The sequence below is a fragment of the Legionella fallonii LLAP-10 genome (assembly GCF_000953135.1).
GTDB lineage: Bacteria > Pseudomonadota > Gammaproteobacteria > Legionellales > Legionellaceae > Legionella > Legionella fallonii.
Window position 1 is genome coordinate 1,939,951 of the sequence record NZ_LN614827.1, and the last position, 19,323, is coordinate 1,959,273.

Genomic DNA, 19,323 nt, shown 5'->3' on the forward strand with positions numbered 1-19,323 from the left:
TATTTTATTATAGTGTATCTACGACTGCTATTATCTGTTTTGCAACAGTTTCCGGGTACTCCATTGGAAATAAATGCGTTCCCTTAGTTTTAAAACATTTTATATTAAAATGGTTTTTCATATAACGCACATCCATCCTGTCCACTACAGTACTTTTATCACCATATATCAATGCAGCAGGTATTGCCAATTTCCCTTGATATTGGGGGATAACATGAGGAATGGTACGATAGATTTGGTATTCAATATGTCTATCAAAGCGCAAATAAAAACCATCCTCTTTATACTCTAAACCATACTTAATGTAATCATTCAAACATCCATCAGTGAATGTCTTAAATAAATCTCTAGTTCTTAAATAACTAATCAATTGCTCGCGGTTCTGCCAATACTCTCGTCTTTCTTTAGTTCTATGGGCTGGAGTAACCCTATCTATAATTCCAAGAGATTTGGCCAATTTCACCATATTGGATTTAAAAGGTCCAATCAGTGGTGAATCGAGCATAATTACTTTTTTAAATAGCGTAGGTTCTTCTATTGCAGCCAATAAGCTTAAAACACCACCTAAAGAATGTCCAACAGCAATAACCGGTTGATGTGCTTGTTTTTTAACACTATCAATAACTTCTCTAATCAGATTATGCCAATTTTCACCTACAGGATATTTAGGATCGTGACCGATCCTATCTATATAACAATAATCAAATTGTTTCTCTAAATAATTAAACATCTGCTTATAACACAAAGCAGGGAATCCATTGCCATGAGCAAAATGGATTAGCTCTCTCATTGTCGCACCATTCGTTTGCTTTCAGCTTTAAGGGATGAAACACCCAAACTAAAGTAGATAGCGATAATGATTACAAGAATAAAGCCAAAGCCAGGGAATATGGCATCTGCTGTAAGTATTAGAATTAAGGCCAATAACATAGGAGTGGTGGCCACCATAAATAATCTGCAGGATTGCTTAAACGAAACTTGAAAAGAAAAAAAGATACGTGAAAAAACTTGTCCTAAAAAGGCCAGAACTAAAAACATCACTATAAATATGGAATAAAACATAGCCACTATTACAGGATAAATTAGCGCTAACGAGGCATATTTCAAACCATATATACTGTTTTCTTCGACTATCTTTTTGCCATTAAAAGCAAAGTTCGATCCTTTATCAAAAGTTTGAGACAACGGTACTCCAGAATTTATATCCGGCGTAGCCGAGGCAAATAACTCAGGAGTTGGAATTCTAAAGTAAACCGTGTTTTTAGTGATAAGAATATTCATATAAGGATATTCTGGGCTAAATTTAGCTACTTTTCCTGTATTATCAACCGCTAAAACCACTTGGTTTTTTTTATTTTTTACAAAATAAGGCATCGGCCTATCAAATGATATTTCCCCATTTTGTACATAAATAGTGGGCAATAATAGCAATGGCTCAATAATTTGCTCATTAAACGATTGATTTAAATTAATAGCCACCCTTATAGAAAATGGAATTGAAAAAATAGCCACACATAAGAGCAAATAAAGCAACCCTATGCCTCGCCAACGCTTGCCTACGTCTACATACAAGCGTGTTGAGTAAAAAGACATATACAGTGCCTTCCAATAACTATAGACAGGCGCATCAATCGGTTTTAACTTACTTTTTGTTTTATTACTCACTCCATTCTCCAATACGTTTCCCTGTTGTGGGATGAAATACATGTAATTTTAATTTAGGCAGTACAACATGTATTGTCTCATTTGCAAAAGAATGATCTGCTGAAATACGTAAACTAAGAGGTATATCACTCTTAATGCATTTAGCCTGAATCAGTTTATCAGCCCCCATATCATCAACAAACTCAACATGAAGCGCAATACTTTGAGTTTGTTTTGATGGACACAATTGAATATGCTCTGGTCTAATAGCCAAAATTAAATGAGCATTATCCTCTACAGTTTCAGTCCAATATGGAGCAACATATTCAATGCCTAAATTAGAGTGAACGCTATTCGTCCTCTTATCAAATGTAGCTGAAATAAAATTAATTGGATAATGTCCAGTGAATCCCGCAACAAAGAGTGTTTCTGGATTTTGATATAAATCCTGAGGCGTCCCAATTTGCTCTACAACGCCTTGATTCAATACTAAAACACGCTCAGCCATGGTCATGGCCTCTGTTTGATCATGTGTTACATAGACGCTGGTTGTATTCAATTGCTGATGTAATCTTTTAATTTCATGACGCATTTCTGTTCGTAATTTCGCATCCAAATTAGACAAAGGCTCATCAAATAAAAAAACTGACGGTGAGCGCACTATTGCCCTACCCATAGCTACTCTTTGTTTCTGTCCCCCTGAAAGTGCTTGCGGTTTTCTGTCTAAATAAGGAGTTAATTGCAATAATTTAGCGGCATTAGTTACTCTCTGATGAATATCCTTTTTATTAAAACGTCTCATTTTCAATGCATAAGCCATATTATCAAAGACGGTCATATGAGGATAAAGAGCATAGCTCTGAAAGACCATGGCCATATCTCTCTTTGCTGCGGGCACTTTGTTAACCGACTGATTATTAATCTGAATTGTTCCTGAGCTTATTTCATCTAACCCCGCAATAAGACGTAGCAAACTAGATTTACCGCAACCGGAGGGGCCAACAACGACCATGAACTCACCCTTTTTAATACTGACATTGACTTTGTTCAGAACGGTAGTCGAACCAATATGTTTTGAAACGTCTATTAAATCAACAGTCGCCATGTTTATTTTAACCCTTTCTCAAACCATCGTTGCATCAGCATCACCACCATGCATGGAGGGATTAATGCGATTAATGCAACAGTCATAATATAATGCCACTCAGGAACTTGATCTGCTACGCCAGCTAAATAACGAATCCCCATGACCACAGTTGCCATTTTAGTTTCCGTAGTAATCACTAAAGGCCATAAGTACTGATTCCACCCATAAACAAACAGAATAACAAATAAAGCAGAAATCTGAGTTTTAGATAAAGGTAACACTATATCGAAAAAAAAGCGGATTGGCCCTGCACCATCTAATTTTGCTGCATCAACTAATTCTGTAGGAATAGTCTTAAAAAATTGACGAAATAAAAAAGTCCCAGTGGCTGAAGCTAATAAGGGTAAGGTTAATCCGGAAAATGAATTCAATAAGCCGAATGAAGCGACGACTTGAAAGGTAGGAACGATTCTTACTTCAACAGGCAACATCATAGTAGCAAATATTAATGCAAAACATGTTTTTTTAAAGGGAAAATCAAAATAGACAATAGCAAAAGCAGAGCCTAAAGCAAGAATAATTTTACCTAAAGCAATAGCAACAGCCATCACAAAACTATTTAATAACATAGAAGTAAGTGGCTCTCCACCAGTAACCGATAATCCTTTGGTTAACACGGTGTGTATATTTTTAAAAAATGAAGGTCCAGGGAACAAAGGAAGTTGCGATTGCATCATGGCTGCACCTTCATTACTTGCGGCCACGACAGCTAGATATAGGGGCAATATCATGAATAAAATAAATAACACTAAAAAAATATGAGATATCAAACGATTTAATAGTTTCATTCGTAATGAACCTTTTTTTCAAGATATCGAAATTGTAACAAGGAGATCACTCCTACTATTATCATTAATAAAACTGATTGTGCCGATGAACTACCTATATCCATTCCGACAAAACCATCTTCATAAACTTTATAAATTAAATTAGTAGTGCTATTGCCTGGCCCACCATGAGTCATCACTTGAATAATACCGAAGGTATCAAAAAAACCATAAATTAAATTCATAATTAAGAGAAAAAACGACGTAGGTGATAATAAAGGCATAATAATTTGCCAAAATCGTTTCCAGGACGAAGCACCATCCATAATCGCAGCATCAACTAGACTTTGAGGTACTGCTTTAAGTGCAGCAAAATAAAATAAAAAATTATAACTAAACTGTTGCCAACTTGCTGTTAAAATAATTACCAACATCGCTTGCTTTGCATTATTCACATAATCAAAATGAATACCTAAAGAATGTAATAATTGAGTTAACCAACCTAGAGTTGGATGGCACAAAAAACGCCACAAAATAGCTGCTACAGCTGGAGCTATAGCATAAGGCCAAATTAATAATGATTTATAAATAGTTTGGCTTTTGGTTCTATTGCTTACCAAAGACGCCATCATGAGTCCCATGCTCATAGTAAGAAAAGTAACACTAATGGCAATAACAAAGGTCACCCAAACTGCCTTTGCATAAGCAGGATCAGCAAACAAATCAAAAAAATTAGTCAGCCCGGCAAAATATTGATGCAATCCAAATGAATCTGCATAAAAAAACGACTGTCTTAGCGCGCTGCAAGCAGGCCAAATAAAAAAAACTATAGTGATAAGGAGTTGTGGAGCTATAAAGAGCCAAGCATAAAGGTTTTGATGATTAAATTTAGCCATTAGCCAACCGAGACTATCTTCAAACGATGATTATATAGCGATTTATCATAATTATGCGAGCGCTATAAACGTTAATGTAGTATAAATAAGTATAATTTCAGGTTGTGTTGGGTGTTCTTTATCCTCTTAAGCATTATTGTCATCCAGAGGCAGGAACTTCCAATGAACCTTTATTAAGTTTTAGTTGACAACCAAGAGCCTACGTGCCGTGACTTGTCCGCGGTATCAAGTAAGTTCAAGGTGAGGCCCCATCTCCTCCTGAATGCCGAGGAAAAGCCGTGACACGTGGGGTTATGTCATATCAACTAAAACTTAAGGCTAATTGGAAGCGCTGGAGAAAGGAAGCATCCCACAACGTAGAAGAGTAATTATAATAATTAGGAGAGATACATTTTGCGTTATATACACATAAATAATCCAGGCGTACAAAGCCATTTAGAGATCGTTGAAGGCCCCCCACCCAATTACACTGAAACGCAAATCCTAGTACGCGTCAAAGCAACGGCACTAAACCGCGCTGATTTAATGCAACGTCAAGGAAAATATCCACCACCTAAAGGGGAGTCCAATGTGCCGGGTCTTGAAATCGCTGGAGAGGTTGTAGCTGTTGGCAACCACGTAAAACAATTTAAACCAGGAGATAAAGTATACGGCCTAGTCGGTAGCGGTGCTTATGCAGAGTTTTGTTCTGTTGAGGCCTCCCTCGCTCATCTCATTCCTGATAATTGGAATTATTCTCTTGCTGCAGCATTACCAGAATCGCTAACTACAGTGTATGCCACTATTTTCGATCTCGGCCATCTTCAAGCCGGACAAACCCTACTAATCCATGGAGCAGGAAGTGGTATTGCTTCTTTAGCGATACAAATGGCAAAACATATTAAAGCAACCGTTATTACCACAGTTGGTAATGAAAACAAAATAGACAAAGCATATGCCCTAGGTGCAGATCAAGTCATAGAATACAGAACCAATAATTTCGAGGATTTAATAGAGAAAGACAGTGTTGATTTGATCCTTGATTTTGTTGGTGGCGATTATTTTAATAGACACATTGGTCTCCTTAAACATCAAGGTAAATTAATCCAAATTGCTTGTCTTAAAGGACGTACAGGTGAGTGTGATCTAGCCTTACTTATGCATAAAAGATTGCAGGTTATAGGATTTGTTCTTAGGCCGCAAAACTTAGAAGAAAAAAGCAGGCTCTGGAAATTGGCTCATGAGTATTGGTTTAATATTCTCGCGGATAAAAAAATAACTCCTATTATTGATAGAGAGTATCAATTCGAAGAAATGGAACAAGCTCAGGAGTATATGCTGTCAGGAGAGCTCTTTGGCAAAATTGTGGTTCATATTTAAGTGACGATAGAATAGGTCGAGCCTAAAGCTCATAGTCGTCAGGTTAAGGGGGGAAGGAGAGAGTAATCATGTCCAAAAGAGAACATTTGTCGAGCCAAGGAACCGACCAACCTCTTAGCTTTTCTCTATTAGGAGAACAACTTCTTACTTACAAAAATGGAGCAATAACAGAGCGTAATAAGATACTATTAAATATTATCTCTGCTATACGTAATCTATCTCCGGATGGAGCACCAAATAAAGAACTAATTAAAAAATATAAGACATTATGCGAAGCAGCGACCCTGATTAATTATGCTGATGCCTTACGCAGAATGGAGCACCAGGAATATTTTGATATTTTAATTGATTTTGCTCGAATGCCTATGTCTGGTGAATTTACCGAACTAAACAATTACTTTGAATTTCACCCAATAACACCACAAATGCGGCTAAAATGCTCAATAAAGGAAATACCTCTTCGTATTTGGCAATTATTTCGCGAAGCTCAAGAAGCATATCTGCAAGCCAATGGTAAGACTCATTTATTTCATTTAAGAGAACTAAACATTAATACCCCTCCCAAAAATCAGTTATACCCTATCCAAATTCAAATGGGTGCTAAGCTTCATAATGAAGCAGTTGATAGAATATCCGTTGATTCTCAAGGCAGATACCGCTTTGTAAAGCGTTTTGGTTTTTACTTACTGCCCGGTGGTGGCATGGTAGAGCCATCTAATAAAAAACAAACTGATGCCCTGTTGCTTAAAATGCTTGAAGAACATCTAGAGGAAGAACATGCGAATCTGTATATAAAAGCAACCGCGCTTTACGATGCGATAGATCAAGAGTTATTTAATAAAATTCTTTTAGATCTATTAACCAATAGAACAGCCCCCTCTTTCTGCAAACAACTCATCCCCCAATTGAAGATACTCAGCATCGATGAAACTAATAATTCCACACGATTAAAAACAATCATCACTCGAATTGATAGAGAAATACGAGCGGCGAAAAAAGACGCGATAAGCAATCAAAATCATCTCAAAACACTCATTGAACTACGTGCTACGATTCAGGTCAGAACTTTTAAATGTACCTCTCTATTTGCTGAAGCACTGGAATACATTAAAAGAAATACCAAGTGTGTCGACATTCAGCAATACCTAGATACCCGAGTTTTAGGCGGTTTTCAAATGTCCCATAGTTTTATTATGACCGGCCAACCGTTAGAGGATTGGTTTAAAAATAAATTCAATGGCTTGGAGGGACAATTCGGAGATGATATTACTGGTTCAACAACAAAACACCTCACCTTGTTACAAGCAATAACACGATTTAGAACAATTAAATTTTGTCATTTATTAATTGCTTTAGCCTGCCAAATAGAATGTATCAATAATGGAACATTGAATGAGCAAACTCTATGGAGTCCTGAGCAATTCAAGAAAGCATGTCAAGAAATTGTTGAGGAAATAACTAAGCTGTTAATACTTCTTCAATCTTCTATAGCATAATTATAGCTCGAGTCATTTTGACCAATCTTGCGTTTACTAACTGACATTGGATCAACATTCGCATTATAAGCAATCAATCTTGTACCAAAGATTTCTTTTCTAATCTCAAAGTCCGCTCCAATAATTGAGTGTATATAGGTTTATTATTCGCTAATTGCACCACGGTAGTAGACGTAATACAGGTAATCATCAGAGGTAAAATCAATGAATAATTTTGAGTCATTTCAACAACTAAAATTACCCCTGTAATCGGTGAGCGAACTGTAGCGGCAAATAAAGCCCCCATTCCTGCAATAGCAAACATTCCTGGTTGAATGGACATATCCAGAGTCATCCAATGAAATAGATGAAATGCGGCAAGGCCCAGTAGTGTACCTAAAGCCAACATAGGAGCAAATATTCCCCCAGGAACACTTGTTGAATAACACATCAATGTAGTAAAAAAGCGAATAACGAGTAAGAGAAATAAAATGCTAATACTGGGTGATAAGCTGAGCGCCTGATTAATAATTTCATAACCGCCGCCAACGGTCGGCGGATATAATCGTGCCAGATACCCTACCAATAATCCTACTAGCAATACGTAGAATAATTTAAACTTTGAGCTAAATTTATCTAATTGCCTCAACGTCCACATTAACCCTATATTAAATGCAAGCCCAACAAAACCTACAATGATACCAAAAACAAGAAACAACCAAAGTGAACTTAAGCTGGGTAAATCAAACAGTTGCATTTGAATAGCTGGCTGAGCACCGATACAAATATTGAGCGTTATAGTAGCCATCACACAAGTAATCACTACCATTTTAAAATTGGTAAATGAGTAATTAAACTGATTGCGCATTTCTTCCATAACGAATAATACCCCTGCTAATGGAGCATTAAATGCTGCGGCCAAACCAGCTGCCGAACCTGCCGCTATTAGTGTATCACATCGATGTCTGGTCAGTTTAAATAACTCCCCCAACATTGCGCCTAAATTACCGCCCATTTGTATAGTAGGTCCTTCCCTACCCACGACCATTTTGGCAGATATAGATAAAATTCCTGAAAAAAATTTAACTGGGATTAACCGCCGCCAAAAGATAGGCCGCACGTGTAATAAAGTTCCTTCAATTTCAGGCACGCCACTTCCCGACGCTTCAGGTGCTATATACTGCACCGAAAACCAGGCAATAAAAACCATAAGCATAGAAATAACAGCTGACAACAAACCAGTCGGCCAATTATGCTGATCGACAAAGGCATATAAGAAAGACAATCCTCCATTAAGCTTTAATATTGCTATCTGAAATAATGAAGCAATTAAACCTGTGAGTACCCCGAGAAATACAGAAATAATGTACAACTTCAGAGTTTTACTTCTCATTTTATCATTCCCATCAAATTGGTGATGATTTTCATTCCGGCTTGATTCGGTAAAGACAAAATAGTTTCGGGATGAAACTGAACAGCATGTATTGGTAAATTTTGATGAGAGACTGCCATAACAATACCATCCTCACTCATCGCCGTAACGGTTAATTCTTTAGGAACCGTTTTTAACCTGGCATAAAGCGAATGATATCGACCCGCTCTAAATGTTTCACCCAAACCGGAAAAAAGACCATCTGAATCGGATATCTTCATTATTGAAGCTTTTCCATGCATTGGATAATTAAGCACATCAAGCACCCCACCAAAATACTCAACAATACCTTGGAGTCCTAAACATACGCCAAATAAAGGGATACCTCGATTGATAATTTCATCTATAGCTTCTGATAATTTAAAATCACTGGGTTTTCCTGGGCCGGGAGATAATACGACTAAATCATAATGGCTTTCTTTTAAATAACTTAATGCCTTATCAAAACGTATAGTGCTAACTTCCGCTCCTGTCTGACGAATATAATTTGCCAAAGTATGCACAAAGGAATCTTGGTGATCGATAAGCAAAACACGTTTTCCTTTGCCCGTTAAAGGCAAGCTTTCGGTTTCTTTTTTGTTTTTTATTTCCACATTCTGCAACATATCTAAAAAAGCAGATGCTTTGAGACGTGTCTCTTGCTCTTCTGCCTCAGGAATGGAATCATAAAGCAAAGTGGCTCCGACACGAAGTTCAGCCACGCCCTTTTCAATACGTACGGTTCTAAGCACCAATCCCGTATTCAAATTGCCATCGAAACCAAACCATCCCACTGCTCCTGCATACCATTTGCGTGGTGACTTTTCATGTTGCTCTATAAAATTCATGGCCCAGAGCTTAGGAGCCCCAGTCACAGTAACCACCCACATATGAGTTAAAAAAGCATCTACAGAGTCAAAACCATCTCGCAAAATACCTTCCACATGGTCGACAGTATGAATCAATCGAGAATACATCTCAATTTGACGTCGACCTATTACCTTAACACTGCCTGCCTCACAAATTCTCGACTTATCGTTGCGATCAACATCAGTACACATAGTCAATTCAGACTCTTCTTTAGGAGAGTCAAGTAAGGCCTGAATATTTAAAGCATCTTCAATGGCATCGTCACCACGCTTAATTGTGCCTGAAATAGGGCAAGTTTCTACCCTTTTTCCTTGAACTCGCACATACATTTCAGGCGACGCACCAATTAAATACTCTTCATTACCTAAATTAATAAAAAAGCCATAGGGTGAAGGATTAATGCGGCGCATTTTGCTAAATAATGCAGAAGGCTGCTCTGTATAATGACTATAAAATGTTTGGCTGGGCACTACTTCAAATAAATCACCACAAGCAAAACGTTCTTTGGCCTTATTAACCACATTGGCATATTCACCTAACTCATGATCGCCACTTTTATCTGGCTGATTTATTGCTTGATAAGGTAAATAAACTCCTTCTCTTGCCAATGATTGAGTCGACTTTCCTTGGTACTGAAAATCATAGCGTCTAACGTAAGCTTCTTCCTTACGGTGATTGACAATAAAAATTTCATCAGGTAGGTAAAGAACCATATCTCGTTGTTTCGGATCTCGTTCTTTGCACTGTTCTAACTGTTCAAATTGATAAATTAGATCGAAGCCAAAGGCTCCATACAAACCTAAGTGAGAGTCTTCCTCTGATTTAAAAAAGGCAAGCAATAATCGAATAATACTAAATACTGAAGGCTGCTGACTCCTCTCCTCCTCGCTAAAGACCTGTTGAGAGGGCTTCATTTTAACCTGGCATAACACATTAGTATGGAGCAATAGCTCTAGATTATTTTGGCTAGCTAACAATGGATAAATAAACGCTAACAATACTTCTCCGCGCTGATTTAAAGCCTCTAAGCTAATGAGATCTTGTTTGCAAATAATAGCTAATGGCGGATTATAAAATCCTAAGTCCCAACAGGTATAACGGCCTGGATATTCAAAACTAGAAGCAAAAATAGCGCCCCTTTGAGAATCAATACTCTCGATAAGAAACTTGATACCTTGATGATAATCTAAAGACTCTTGAGACGATTCAACATGAACTCCGCCCTGCGTTTTATACTGTTGTAGCATAGATAACACACTCTATTTAATTATTAATAATTGTTCATCATTCTACTGTAAAACAGTTCTAGCGCAAGAAGGACTCTAATTTTCTTGAGACCCGCCTCACGCTCTCTAATAAAATAATGCAAAGACCACCATAGAAGCACTTCATTTTTAACATGATCGCTATATAATGGAACACTTTCTGTTGGGATGCCACCATGACTATTTCTCAAAAAGACTTAGAAAAAATAGCCCGTTTAGCTTATTTGGATACCGAATCGTCTACTACATCGCAATTAACACAAGATGTCAGTGCCATAATGGATTTTGTAGAGCAATTACGTTCTGCCGATACACACGATGTAGCACCTCTTTTCCATCCCTTTGCTTTACATCAACGATTAAGAATAGATGCCGTCACTGAAGAAGAATGCATTCGTGAGCTTGAAGAAATGGCTCCGTTGTTTGATGACGATTTATATTTAGTGCCTAAAGTCATAGAATCGGATAAATAATTATGGAACAACTTACACTGAAACAATTATCTCAGGCCCTGCAACAAGGCGAACTCTCCAGTGTTGAATTAACCAAGCATTATATTAGTAAAATCCATGACAATAAGGATCTTAATGCCTTTATCAGCCTTGATGAGGAAAGTGCATTAGTACGTGCCCAACAAGCAGACGTGGATTTAAAAAAGGGATTAGGTAAGGTATTAACAGGGATTCCTATGGCACTTAAAGATTTATTTTGTACCAAGGAAATGAAAACGACTTGCGCTTCCAAAATGCTAGCCAATTTTCAGTCCCCCTATGAAGCCACCCTAACCAAAAAATTGAAAGAGCAAGGAGCCATTCTTTTAGGCAAGACCAATATGGATGAATTTGCCATGGGCTCTGCTAATGAAAATAGTTATTTTGGTGCGGTAAAGAACCCGTGGGATAAAGAACGCGTCCCTGGCGGGTCTTCAGGTGGCTCCGCAGCAGCCGTTGCAGCGCGACTAATTCCCTTCTCCATAGGTTCAGATACTGGGGGCTCTATACGCCAACCCGCTGCATTTTGTGGTATCAGTGGTATTAAACCAACTTATGGTCTCGTTTCTCGTTACGGCATGGTCGCGTTTGCTTCGAGTCTTGATCAGGCGGGCCCCATGGCAAGAAGTGCCGAAGATCTTGCCGTTATCCTTCAGGCATTAGCTGGTTTTGATCCTCAAGATTCAACGTCAGTGGAGCGCCCTATCCCTGATTATTATGCAGAACTAAATAAGCCATTAAATAAACTTCGTATTGGCCTGCCTACCTGTTTCTTTCAACCTCAAGTAGATGATGCAATACAAAAAGCTATACTTGCTGCAGTTAATGTGTTTAAGAATCTAGGCGCCGAGATTATTGAAATAGAATTAAAACTCCAACCACTGTGGGTTCCTTGTTATTACGTGGTTGCCTGTGCGGAAGCCTCTTCGAATCTTTCTCGTTATGATGGATTACGTTTTGGTCATCGTAGTTCTAAGACATCAAATTTAATCGAGCTCATTACCAATTCACGTAGTGAAGGTTTTGGTATCGAAGTCAAACGCAGAATCCTTACTGGAACCCATGTTTTATCAGCAGGCTATTTTGATGCGTACTACATACAAGCACAAAAAATAAGACGTTTGATTCAAACAGAGTTAATTACTCATCTCAATTCAGTAGATGTTATTCTAGGCCCTACAACACCAACTACGGCCTTTAAACTAGGTGAAAAAATAGCAGATCCTATTCAAAATTATTTAGCTGATGTATTTACGGTTGCTGCCAATCTGGCTGGTTTGCCAGCACTATCCATCCCCACAGGGTTTGATGATAATTTACCTATAGGTTTGCAATTAATGGGAAAACATTTTAGTGAAAGTCATTTACTTAACCTAGCGCATCATTATCAATTACACACCAGCTGGCATTTGGCCAGTCCAAACGAATACAGGTGATTTATGGAATGGGATACTGTCATTGGTCTTGAGGTTCATGCTCAATTAAAAACAAAATCTAAACTTTTTTCTGGTGCATCAACCGCCTACGGTGCTTCACCAAACTCACAGACCTGCTTTATCGATGCGGGCTTACCTGGGGTATTACCCGTCTTAAATCAGCAAGCAGTTGTTATGGCGATTCAATTGGGTATCGCAATTCATGCAGATATCAATGATCTCTCGGTGTTTGAACGAAAAAATTATTTTTATCCTGATTTACCTAAAGGTTATCAAATCAGCCAATTTCAAAGACCTATAGTCAGTAATGGGCAACTAAAAATAACACTAGACGATGGCAGTGAGAAAAAAGTTGAAATAGTACGTGCCCACTTAGAGGAGGATGCAGGAAAGTCCTTACATGAAATGCATTTTGAATATACAGGAATAGATTTAAATAGAGCAGGTACTCCTTTACTTGAAATTGTTACAGCTCCCTGTTTGTATTCTACTGAAGAAGCAATTAAATACTTAAAAACATTGCATCAAGTAGTACGATTCTTAGGAATTTGTGACGGTAATATGCAAGAGGGATCGTTTCGCTGCGATGTCAATTTATCATTAAAACCCAAGGGTTCAACTGTTTTGGGTACGCGAACTGAACTAAAGAATTTGAACTCGTTTCGTTATATTGAAAAAGCAATAGCTTTTGAACAAGCACGGCATCAAGATTTATTAGAGCGCGGTGAGCTCGTTATTCAGGAAACACGGCTCTATAATCCTGATACTGACTCCACACATACCATGCGTGACAAAGAAAATGAAAATGACTATCGTTATTTTCCTGATCCGGATTTGCTTCCCATTCAAGTAACACCTGCGCAGATTGCAGAAATTAAGAATAATTTACCAGCTTTGCCTGAAGAGATTCATCGTAAACTAAAAGAGATACCCTCATTAAATGACGAGGATTTTAATTTTATCTTATCTTCGCCAGCAGCTTATCATTTTTATAAAGAAATAAAGGAATGCAGCCAAGCTTCCGATAAAGTGATTATTAACTGGTTGAAAGGACAATATGCTGCGGCGTTAAATGAACAACAATTAACTTTTGATACGGTATTGCCCATTTCTGCAAAAACCATGGCGAATCTTTTAGATAAGCTACATGATAATGTGATTTCTTCGAATATTGCTAAAAATATTTTCACGTTCCTGTGGAGTGGAGAAGAGGATGTAGATGCCATTATTCAACGTGAAGGCTATCAGCAAATGGATAATAGTGTCGACTTGGAGGAGATGGTAGTCAGTGTCATTCAACAATATCCTGGACAAGCAGCTGAGTATAAAGCTGGAAAAGAAAAGCTTTTGGCATTTTTTGTAGGACAAATTATGAAACAAACCAAGGGACAAGCAAATCCGGAGCAAATTACTATGCTGCTAAGAAAACATCTCTGTTCTTAATAAGAGTAAATTGACTAGGCTGGGCTACAAATTAATGACACTACCTTAATCTTTTGTAGCCTGGATTAGCACAGCGTAATCCGAGATTTCAGTGCATTGAGTTAAGGGCATTCCCCAAATCTCCCACATATATCCAGCATTACCACAAGCATATTCCTCTATCACCCTTTTTTATAAAGTCGGGCAATTTGTTGCCCGACTTTGGTGTTAGCTTATCGCCAACAACGATCATAGCAATAATTGTATTTGTCTTTTACATTTGATAAATGCGAGTTATCCTGGCAATCTCTCATGCATTGCTCCATTCGATAGCGGCCGCTATCGACAGCAAATGCAGGGAAGCAGCTAGCGGCAATAGCAATCACCAGTACTATTTTCAACATAATGTCTCCCCATACTCTTTCTGTACTTAAAAAATACAGTTCTCTGAAGAGATTATAGTCGATTTTTACACAGCCGGACTCTGCAGTATTACTTACTGATTAACCCAACACTCTACTTATCAAATTAGTCTACAATAGTACACACGAGCAGGGAGGATTCGAAACGGAGTTAGCGCGCTTCCTCAGCCCGAACGGATCGAAGCAGCACATCAAAAATAAAGGCATCTTAACCTGACGGCCATGGCCTACTGTGTTAAGGCTTACAAAGAAAAAAGAGTCGGTCGATAAGCCGGGTTCTGTCGTGAGCAATCATTCATCTGGGACATGCGTCACCGCATGCCTCAAGCAACCTACCCGAATCCCGTGCGGGCCGCACATTATGACCTTTCGATCAAATGGATTCCTATTTGGTCTTGCTCCAGGTGGGGTTTTCCCTGCCACGACTGTTACCAATCGCGCGGTGCGCTCTTACCGCACCATTTCACCCTTACCCACTGCTACAAGAGCAGACAGGCGGTATATTTTCTGTGGCACTTTCCGTGGGCTCACACCCCCCAGGCGTTACCTGGCACCTTGCCCTATGGAGCCCGGACTTTCCTCTCTTTGCTTCAAGAACAAAGAGCGATTGCCTAACCGACTCTGTGATCAATAGTAACAGAGTGACGAGTACTTCATCAACATTAAATTTTAAAATAGTAGGAATTGTATTGCGATTGGCGCGCTTTGCCCTCTCAAAAGCATAGGACTAGCTAAACTAATTCGATATGATTGAGAGAGCAAAACGTTTTTGGATCAATGCATTATAAATGTGCCATCTTAAAATTTCATAACGATAAAACACTAGCTAAAGATCACAAATAACGTCGAATTAATGATGAAAAATTCTAGAAAAGTATTACTTTTTATCTTAGAAATCACGTGTACCGATAAATTCATCATCAAAATAACGCTTTAATTTAGTACGCAATGTACCACGGCTCACACCAAGAACTCGAGCAGCTTTTGACTGATTGTAACGAGTTAATTCCATCACTGTACGAAATAAAGGAGCTTCAACTTCTTCAACGATTAATTGATATAAGTTCAAATTAGCGTCTTTATTACCAACAGTAGTTAAATACCCCTTAACTGCACTAATCACTTGATGCGAAAGAGCTTCATTTCCTTGCGCCACTTCTTGCATTACTGCACTCATTTTAATCTCCTAGTACAAAATTAACAAAAATATTTTGGGTTCAGCAATTATCCATACCAAACATCATGTCCGATATAATATCAAATATTCCAAAGAGTGTAAACATTGTTTCAATGATATTCATTTATTAAGGGAAGATTAAGAAAATTTATTGTATCATTATCGTAGAGATTGTAAAAATAAATGTATGATTTTTTTAAATATTTTGTTGTATTGCATTAATTGAACAAATAGTTAAAATTTTTTATCTAAAATTTTATTTTTATTTAAAAAAAGACGAGACGAACAAAAACAGAACTATTAAATAGATTAAAAAATGCATCAATAGCTTGTTAAATAGAACATCTTTGCAAGGAAAAACCTCATTTACGATTAATTATAACCCAAATGAGAAATTATAGGACAAATAAAACAAGAAAGAAAAGAGAAAACTATATTTTGCAGGGAGTCATACATCACATCCTTAGCATAGCACGACTTGTTTCACTAATTCATATAAGTTGCTTTTGTTCCTTTTGGTGGGCTTTATTATTTGAGTGTAATAAATGATGTTTGTTAGGATATTGAGTTATTGCAACAAAATGAACGTATTGTTTTTTGAGACTAGGAGTAAATGGTAGTAAATTAATCAAGTCATTACATTGAGTAACAATGTTCTTGATGTCTAGCGGAACTGTGTTTTTATTGGCCAAAAGAAATGAACCTCTTCGAAAGCCTGTAAAGGGGAATGAAGCGCAAAGAGAGGCGGCACCGAGCACCGGCACAACGAAGCAACTCGCCTCATCAGTGGAGCTTCTGAAGAAGTCTAATTTTGCAATAAACTGATTTTTTCTAAGTGCAGTATGATGTTTGGTGGTTTTGGTACTATTGACTTGCTCATCACCGGTTTTGACAAAATACTTGCTTATTCCATGGTAAAAAGTATTTTGTATTTTTTTAAGGATAACTCTAGGAGATATGTTGCTGACAAACGCCCTTAGTTTTTCTTCACCCAAGAAAGAAAAACCTAAAGAGGTGCCTATTTTCATTGTAAGAGACATAAGATAAGTACCAATTAAAATCGTAAGACCTTTTAAATGATTACCAATCTGGTGTAATGCAGTCTGTTCTATCATAACAATTTAAAGCAATATTCTGTGGCTATATTATATTCGAGTGAATATTAAGCCAGCCTTAAATCAGGCACTTATTAAGTAAAAAAATTTTCTCTTATTCTATGGAAAGGAGATAAGAAGTCAGTGGTAGTAAAAATCCCCTCGCCTCTGAGGTATCCCCACAAACTTTGATTAAAGATCGAATTACTGTGGCTTGACCACGGTATCTACAAGAGGGGTAATTGTTAGTTTAAGCCCAAGAAATACACTCGATTAAATTTCCTTTTTAACCACTTCATTGAAGAAATAGAGGTGATTTAATAATGCAACGTGGAGATACCGTGGTCAAGCCACGGTAATTCGAGAAAAGTTATAATTTTGTGGGGATACCAGCCCTCGCCCGCGAAAGGGATTTGATTAAAAATAGATACTAAAGTTAGGGAGAGCGCTTTAGAAAGGTATTCCGCCCTACCCAATCGATAAATCCTTCACTCGACATGAGCAATATTGTTTGCCTTAAATACCAAGAATATTAATCAACCGTAAAACTTTCACCGCATCCACATTGACCAGTTTGATTGGGATTATTAAAGACAAACTTAGAATTAAATCCTTGTTTTACATAATCCACATTCATCTCTTTAAGAAATGGATAACTCGCTCTATCAATGCATACCACATACTCATCGGTGAGAGGCAGAACCATATCCCCTTCTGAAGGAGTTTTCACATAATCAACAACATAGGAAAACCCTGAACATCCTGTTTTCTTAACAGACAAACGCACGCCAGTATGTTCTGGATCTTTTGCGAGATAAGAAACCATATGTTTTTTTGCAGATTCGCTAAAGCTAATCCCCGGTTTTTCAGTAGTATGGTGCATTACAACACTCATGATTTATAATCCTCAAGTTTCTTTTTCATTAAGGTAAACACTTCTTTATAAACATCTTCGACTTGTAAAGCAATGGGATATTGGTTCTGTGGTATTTCTAATTCTTTGACTAATATCTGATAATTCATCTCTTTCAAACAGTCTAATTTTCTACCTTCAATTTGCCGACATAGCCACTCTAGAGCTGCTATTACGTAAGGATTTCCTGTCGCTTTAAAACAGGCCTTAGTAATCAGTGTATCTCCCGTGCATTGTAAATATAAGTCTATTCTTGTAACACTTTGATTTTTCTGGATACTAGAAAAATGAACCGTCAGTGGTACATTGAGATCAAGAATACCAACGTGCCTAGGCAGAAAAAAACAATCTTCTACTCTTTCATTATACATCATAGTGGTGACATTTCATGCAATCGTTTTACTTGGGTATCAATTATAGCAATAGCGTGCTGAATTTGCTCTTCTGTTGTAAAGCGGCCTATGGATAAACGTATGGAGCTATGCGCTAATTCATCAGACAATCCTAAAGCTTTTAATACATACGAAGGCTGAACACTGGCAGAGGAACAGGCTGAAGTTGTTGAAATTGCTAAATCGTTTAAGGCTAAAAGTAAAGAATCGCCATCCAAACCAGAAAAACTTAAATTGAGATTACCGGGAAGCCTATTCTGCTCATGCCCATTTAAACGTATACCTGGCAAATGTTTAATACCATCCCATAATTGTTTTCTATAGTTTAAAATTCGCGTCTGCTCTTCTTTACGCGCTGTTTCTGCAAGGACAAATGCTGTCCCCATCCCTACAATTTGATGAGTAGCTAAAGTTCCTGAACGCAAACCGCCTTCATGCCCGCCTCCAAAAGTTTGCGCTTGCAAGCGAACTCGTGGTCTATGGCGAACATACAATGCGCCTACACCTTTAGGTCCGTAATTTTTATGGGCAGAAAAGGACATGAGATCGACAGAAAGTTGATGCAAATCGATGGGGAGTTTTCCCGCACTTTGGGCGGCATCAACATGAAAAATAATTCCTCTATTACGTAATAACTCACTTATGGCTACTATATCCTGGATGACACCAATTTCATTATTAACATGCATAATAGAAACTAAAATAGTCTCTTGACGCAGTGCCTGCTCCAATTGATGAAGATCTAATAAACCATCTGATTCTGGCTCAAGATAAGTAACGTCAAATCCTTCCTTTTCAAGCTGATGAAAACTATCAAGCACCGCTTTGTGCTCGGTACTCATAGTGATTAAATGTTTCCCTTTATTTTTATAAAAACGGGCAGCACCTAAAATAGCCAAATTATCGGCTTCAGTAGCTCCGGAAGTAAACACTATATTTTGCATAGACGCATTAACTGAATCAGCAATTTCTCCTCGAGCCTGTTCAACCGCCATAGCCGCTTCTTTACCATAAATATGTGTCGTCGATGCAGGATTTCCAAAACAACCATCAGGTCCTAAATATTTGATCATCTGCTCCACAACACGCGGATCGACCGGAGTTGTTGCCATGTAATCAAAATAAATTGGCCTTTTGTCCAT

Annotated in this window: 18 protein-coding genes and 1 other RNA gene; 5 read left to right on the plus strand and 14 right to left on the minus strand. The window is 37.8% G+C overall.

Going from position 1 to position 19,323, the window contains the following annotated elements; all coding sequences use genetic code 11:
• Window positions 1–7: 7 nt before the first annotated feature.
• Genes LFA_RS07885 through LFA_RS07905 form a run of 5 tightly spaced genes read right to left on the minus strand, consistent with a single transcriptional unit; the run spans window position 8 to window position 4,454 of the window.
• Window positions 8–790 (minus strand): alpha/beta fold hydrolase, encoded by a 783-nt coding sequence (locus tag LFA_RS07885; protein ID WP_045095709.1) that lies wholly within the window; start codon window positions 788–790, stop codon window positions 8–10.
• A complete protein-coding gene (locus LFA_RS07890; protein ID WP_045095710.1) occupies window positions 787–1,707 on the minus strand; it encodes a DUF1189 family protein in 921 nt (306 codons plus the stop codon). The genes LFA_RS07885 and LFA_RS07890 overlap by 4 nt, the downstream gene beginning before the upstream one ends.
• Complete coding sequence (locus LFA_RS07895; protein ID WP_045095711.1) at window positions 1,658–2,749, minus strand: ABC transporter ATP-binding protein; 1,092 nt, start codon at window positions 2,747–2,749, stop codon at window positions 1,658–1,660. Before LFA_RS07895 ends, LFA_RS07890 begins: the two co-directional genes overlap by 50 nt.
• Window positions 2,750–2,751: 2 nt before the next feature.
• A complete protein-coding gene (gene ugpE / locus LFA_RS07900) occupies window positions 2,752–3,579 on the minus strand; it encodes a sn-glycerol-3-phosphate ABC transporter permease UgpE (protein WP_045095712.1) in 828 nt (275 codons plus the stop codon).
• Window positions 3,576–4,454, minus strand: a complete 879-nt coding sequence (locus LFA_RS07905) for an ABC transporter permease subunit (protein ID WP_045095713.1) — start codon at window positions 4,452–4,454, stop codon at window positions 3,576–3,578. Before LFA_RS07905 ends, ugpE begins: the two co-directional genes overlap by 4 nt.
• Window positions 4,455–4,847: 393 nt before the next feature.
• Between LFA_RS07905 and LFA_RS07910 the strand changes: the two genes are divergently transcribed.
• Complete coding sequence (locus tag LFA_RS07910) at window positions 4,848–5,813, plus strand: NAD(P)H-quinone oxidoreductase (RefSeq protein ID WP_045095714.1); 966 nt, start codon at window positions 4,848–4,850, stop codon at window positions 5,811–5,813.
• 68 nt (window positions 5,814–5,881) lie between these two features.
• A complete protein-coding gene (locus LFA_RS07915; RefSeq protein ID WP_045095715.1) occupies window positions 5,882–7,309 on the plus strand; it encodes a hypothetical protein in 1,428 nt (475 codons plus the stop codon).
• A 73-nt stretch (window positions 7,310–7,382) separates the two neighbouring features.
• On the opposite strand, the gene clcA is transcribed toward LFA_RS07915, so the two are convergent.
• Window positions 7,383–8,681 carry a H(+)/Cl(-) exchange transporter ClcA gene (gene clcA, locus LFA_RS07920; protein WP_045095716.1) on the minus strand — a complete coding sequence of 433 codons (1,299 nt, stop codon included), beginning with the start codon at window positions 8,679–8,681 and terminating at the stop codon, window positions 7,383–7,385.
• Window positions 8,678–10,816 carry an anthranilate synthase component I gene (locus LFA_RS07925; RefSeq protein ID WP_045095717.1) on the minus strand — a complete coding sequence of 713 codons (2,139 nt, stop codon included), beginning with the start codon at window positions 10,814–10,816 and terminating at the stop codon, window positions 8,678–8,680. The genes clcA and LFA_RS07925 overlap by 4 nt, the downstream gene beginning before the upstream one ends.
• Before the next feature lie 194 nt (window positions 10,817–11,010).
• Here LFA_RS07925 and gatC point away from each other — a divergent pair, with 194 nt between their 5' ends.
• Genes gatC through gatB form a run of 3 tightly spaced genes read left to right on the plus strand, consistent with a single transcriptional unit; the run spans window position 11,011 to window position 14,204 of the window.
• On the plus strand, window positions 11,011–11,307 hold the full coding sequence (gene gatC, locus LFA_RS07930) for an Asp-tRNA(Asn)/Glu-tRNA(Gln) amidotransferase subunit GatC (RefSeq protein ID WP_045095718.1): 297 nt from the start codon (window positions 11,011–11,013) through the stop codon (window positions 11,305–11,307).
• Between the two features lie 2 nt (window positions 11,308–11,309).
• Window positions 11,310–12,761 carry an Asp-tRNA(Asn)/Glu-tRNA(Gln) amidotransferase subunit GatA gene (gene gatA, locus LFA_RS07935; RefSeq protein WP_045095719.1) on the plus strand — a complete coding sequence of 484 codons (1,452 nt, stop codon included), beginning with the start codon at window positions 11,310–11,312 and terminating at the stop codon, window positions 12,759–12,761.
• A gap of 3 nt (window positions 12,762–12,764) precedes the next feature.
• Window positions 12,765–14,204: an Asp-tRNA(Asn)/Glu-tRNA(Gln) amidotransferase subunit GatB gene (gatB, locus tag LFA_RS07940; RefSeq protein ID WP_045095720.1), complete on the plus strand. Its 1,440-nt coding sequence runs from the start codon at window positions 12,765–12,767 to the stop codon at window positions 14,202–14,204.
• Between the two features lie 212 nt (window positions 14,205–14,416).
• Here gatB and LFA_RS19820 read toward each other — a convergent pair whose 3' ends face one another.
• The 7 genes from LFA_RS19820 to LFA_RS07965 form a co-directional block, all read right to left on the minus strand.
• A complete protein-coding gene (locus LFA_RS19820) occupies window positions 14,417–14,587 on the minus strand; it encodes a hypothetical protein (RefSeq protein ID WP_157010318.1) in 171 nt (56 codons plus the stop codon).
• A 269-nt stretch (window positions 14,588–14,856) separates the two neighbouring features.
• An RNA gene (rnpB, locus tag LFA_RS19095) (RNase P RNA component class A) lies at window positions 14,857–15,228 on the minus strand.
• Window positions 15,229–15,494: 266 nt separating this feature from the next.
• A complete protein-coding gene (locus tag LFA_RS07945; RefSeq protein ID WP_045095721.1) occupies window positions 15,495–15,782 on the minus strand; it encodes a helix-turn-helix domain-containing protein in 288 nt (95 codons plus the stop codon).
• A 491-nt stretch (window positions 15,783–16,273) separates the two neighbouring features.
• Window positions 16,274–16,897 (minus strand): hypothetical protein, encoded by a 624-nt coding sequence (locus tag LFA_RS07950; protein WP_045095722.1) that lies wholly within the window; start codon window positions 16,895–16,897, stop codon window positions 16,274–16,276.
• A gap of 511 nt (window positions 16,898–17,408) precedes the next feature.
• Complete coding sequence (locus tag LFA_RS07955) at window positions 17,409–17,771, minus strand: HesB/IscA family protein (protein WP_045095723.1); 363 nt, start codon at window positions 17,769–17,771, stop codon at window positions 17,409–17,411.
• Window positions 17,768–18,163 carry an iron-sulfur cluster assembly scaffold protein gene (locus LFA_RS07960; RefSeq protein ID WP_052673896.1) on the minus strand — a complete coding sequence of 132 codons (396 nt, stop codon included), beginning with the start codon at window positions 18,161–18,163 and terminating at the stop codon, window positions 17,768–17,770. The genes LFA_RS07955 and LFA_RS07960 overlap by 4 nt, the downstream gene beginning before the upstream one ends.
• Window positions 18,160–19,323, minus strand: a complete 1,164-nt coding sequence (locus tag LFA_RS07965) for an IscS subfamily cysteine desulfurase (protein WP_045095724.1) — start codon at window positions 19,321–19,323, stop codon at window positions 18,160–18,162. Before LFA_RS07965 ends, LFA_RS07960 begins: the two co-directional genes overlap by 4 nt.

Coding starts and splice junctions, on each gene's coding strand:
- LFA_RS07885 (WP_045095709.1), bottom strand. CDS start 790: ATGAGAGAGCTAATCCATTTTGCTCATGGCAATGGATTCCCTGCTTTG.
- LFA_RS07890 (WP_045095710.1), bottom strand. CDS start 1,707: ATGTATTTCATCCCACAACAGGGAAACGTATTGGAGAATGGAGTGAGT.
- LFA_RS07895 (WP_045095711.1), bottom strand. CDS start 2,749: ATGGCGACTGTTGATTTAATAGACGTTTCAAAACATATTGGTTCGACT.
- ugpE (WP_045095712.1), bottom strand. CDS start 3,579: ATGAAACTATTAAATCGTTTGATATCTCATATTTTTTTAGTGTTATTT.
- LFA_RS07905 (WP_045095713.1), bottom strand. CDS start 4,454: ATGGCTAAATTTAATCATCAAAACCTTTATGCTTGGCTCTTTATAGCT.
- LFA_RS07915 (WP_045095715.1), top strand. CDS start 5,882: ATGTCCAAAAGAGAACATTTGTCGAGCCAAGGAACCGACCAACCTCTT.
- clcA (WP_045095716.1), bottom strand. CDS start 8,681: ATGAGAAGTAAAACTCTGAAGTTGTACATTATTTCTGTATTTCTCGGG.
- LFA_RS07925 (WP_045095717.1), bottom strand. CDS start 10,816: ATGCTACAACAGTATAAAACGCAGGGCGGAGTTCATGTTGAATCGTCT.
- gatC (WP_045095718.1), top strand. CDS start 11,011: ATGACTATTTCTCAAAAAGACTTAGAAAAAATAGCCCGTTTAGCTTAT.
- gatA (WP_045095719.1), top strand. CDS start 11,310: ATGGAACAACTTACACTGAAACAATTATCTCAGGCCCTGCAACAAGGC.
- gatB (WP_045095720.1), top strand. CDS start 12,765: ATGGAATGGGATACTGTCATTGGTCTTGAGGTTCATGCTCAATTAAAA.
- LFA_RS19820 (WP_157010318.1), bottom strand. CDS start 14,587: ATGTTGAAAATAGTACTGGTGATTGCTATTGCCGCTAGCTGCTTCCCT.
- LFA_RS07945 (WP_045095721.1), bottom strand. CDS start 15,782: ATGAGTGCAGTAATGCAAGAAGTGGCGCAAGGAAATGAAGCTCTTTCG.
- LFA_RS07950 (WP_045095722.1), bottom strand. CDS start 16,897: ATGATAGAACAGACTGCATTACACCAGATTGGTAATCATTTAAAAGGT.
- LFA_RS07955 (WP_045095723.1), bottom strand. CDS start 17,771: ATGAGTGTTGTAATGCACCATACTACTGAAAAACCGGGGATTAGCTTT.
- LFA_RS07960 (WP_052673896.1), bottom strand. CDS start 18,163: ATGATGTATAATGAAAGAGTAGAAGATTGTTTTTTTCTGCCTAGGCAC.
- LFA_RS07965 (WP_045095724.1), bottom strand. CDS start 19,323: ATGGACAAAAGGCCAATTTATTTTGATTACATGGCAACAACTCCGGTC.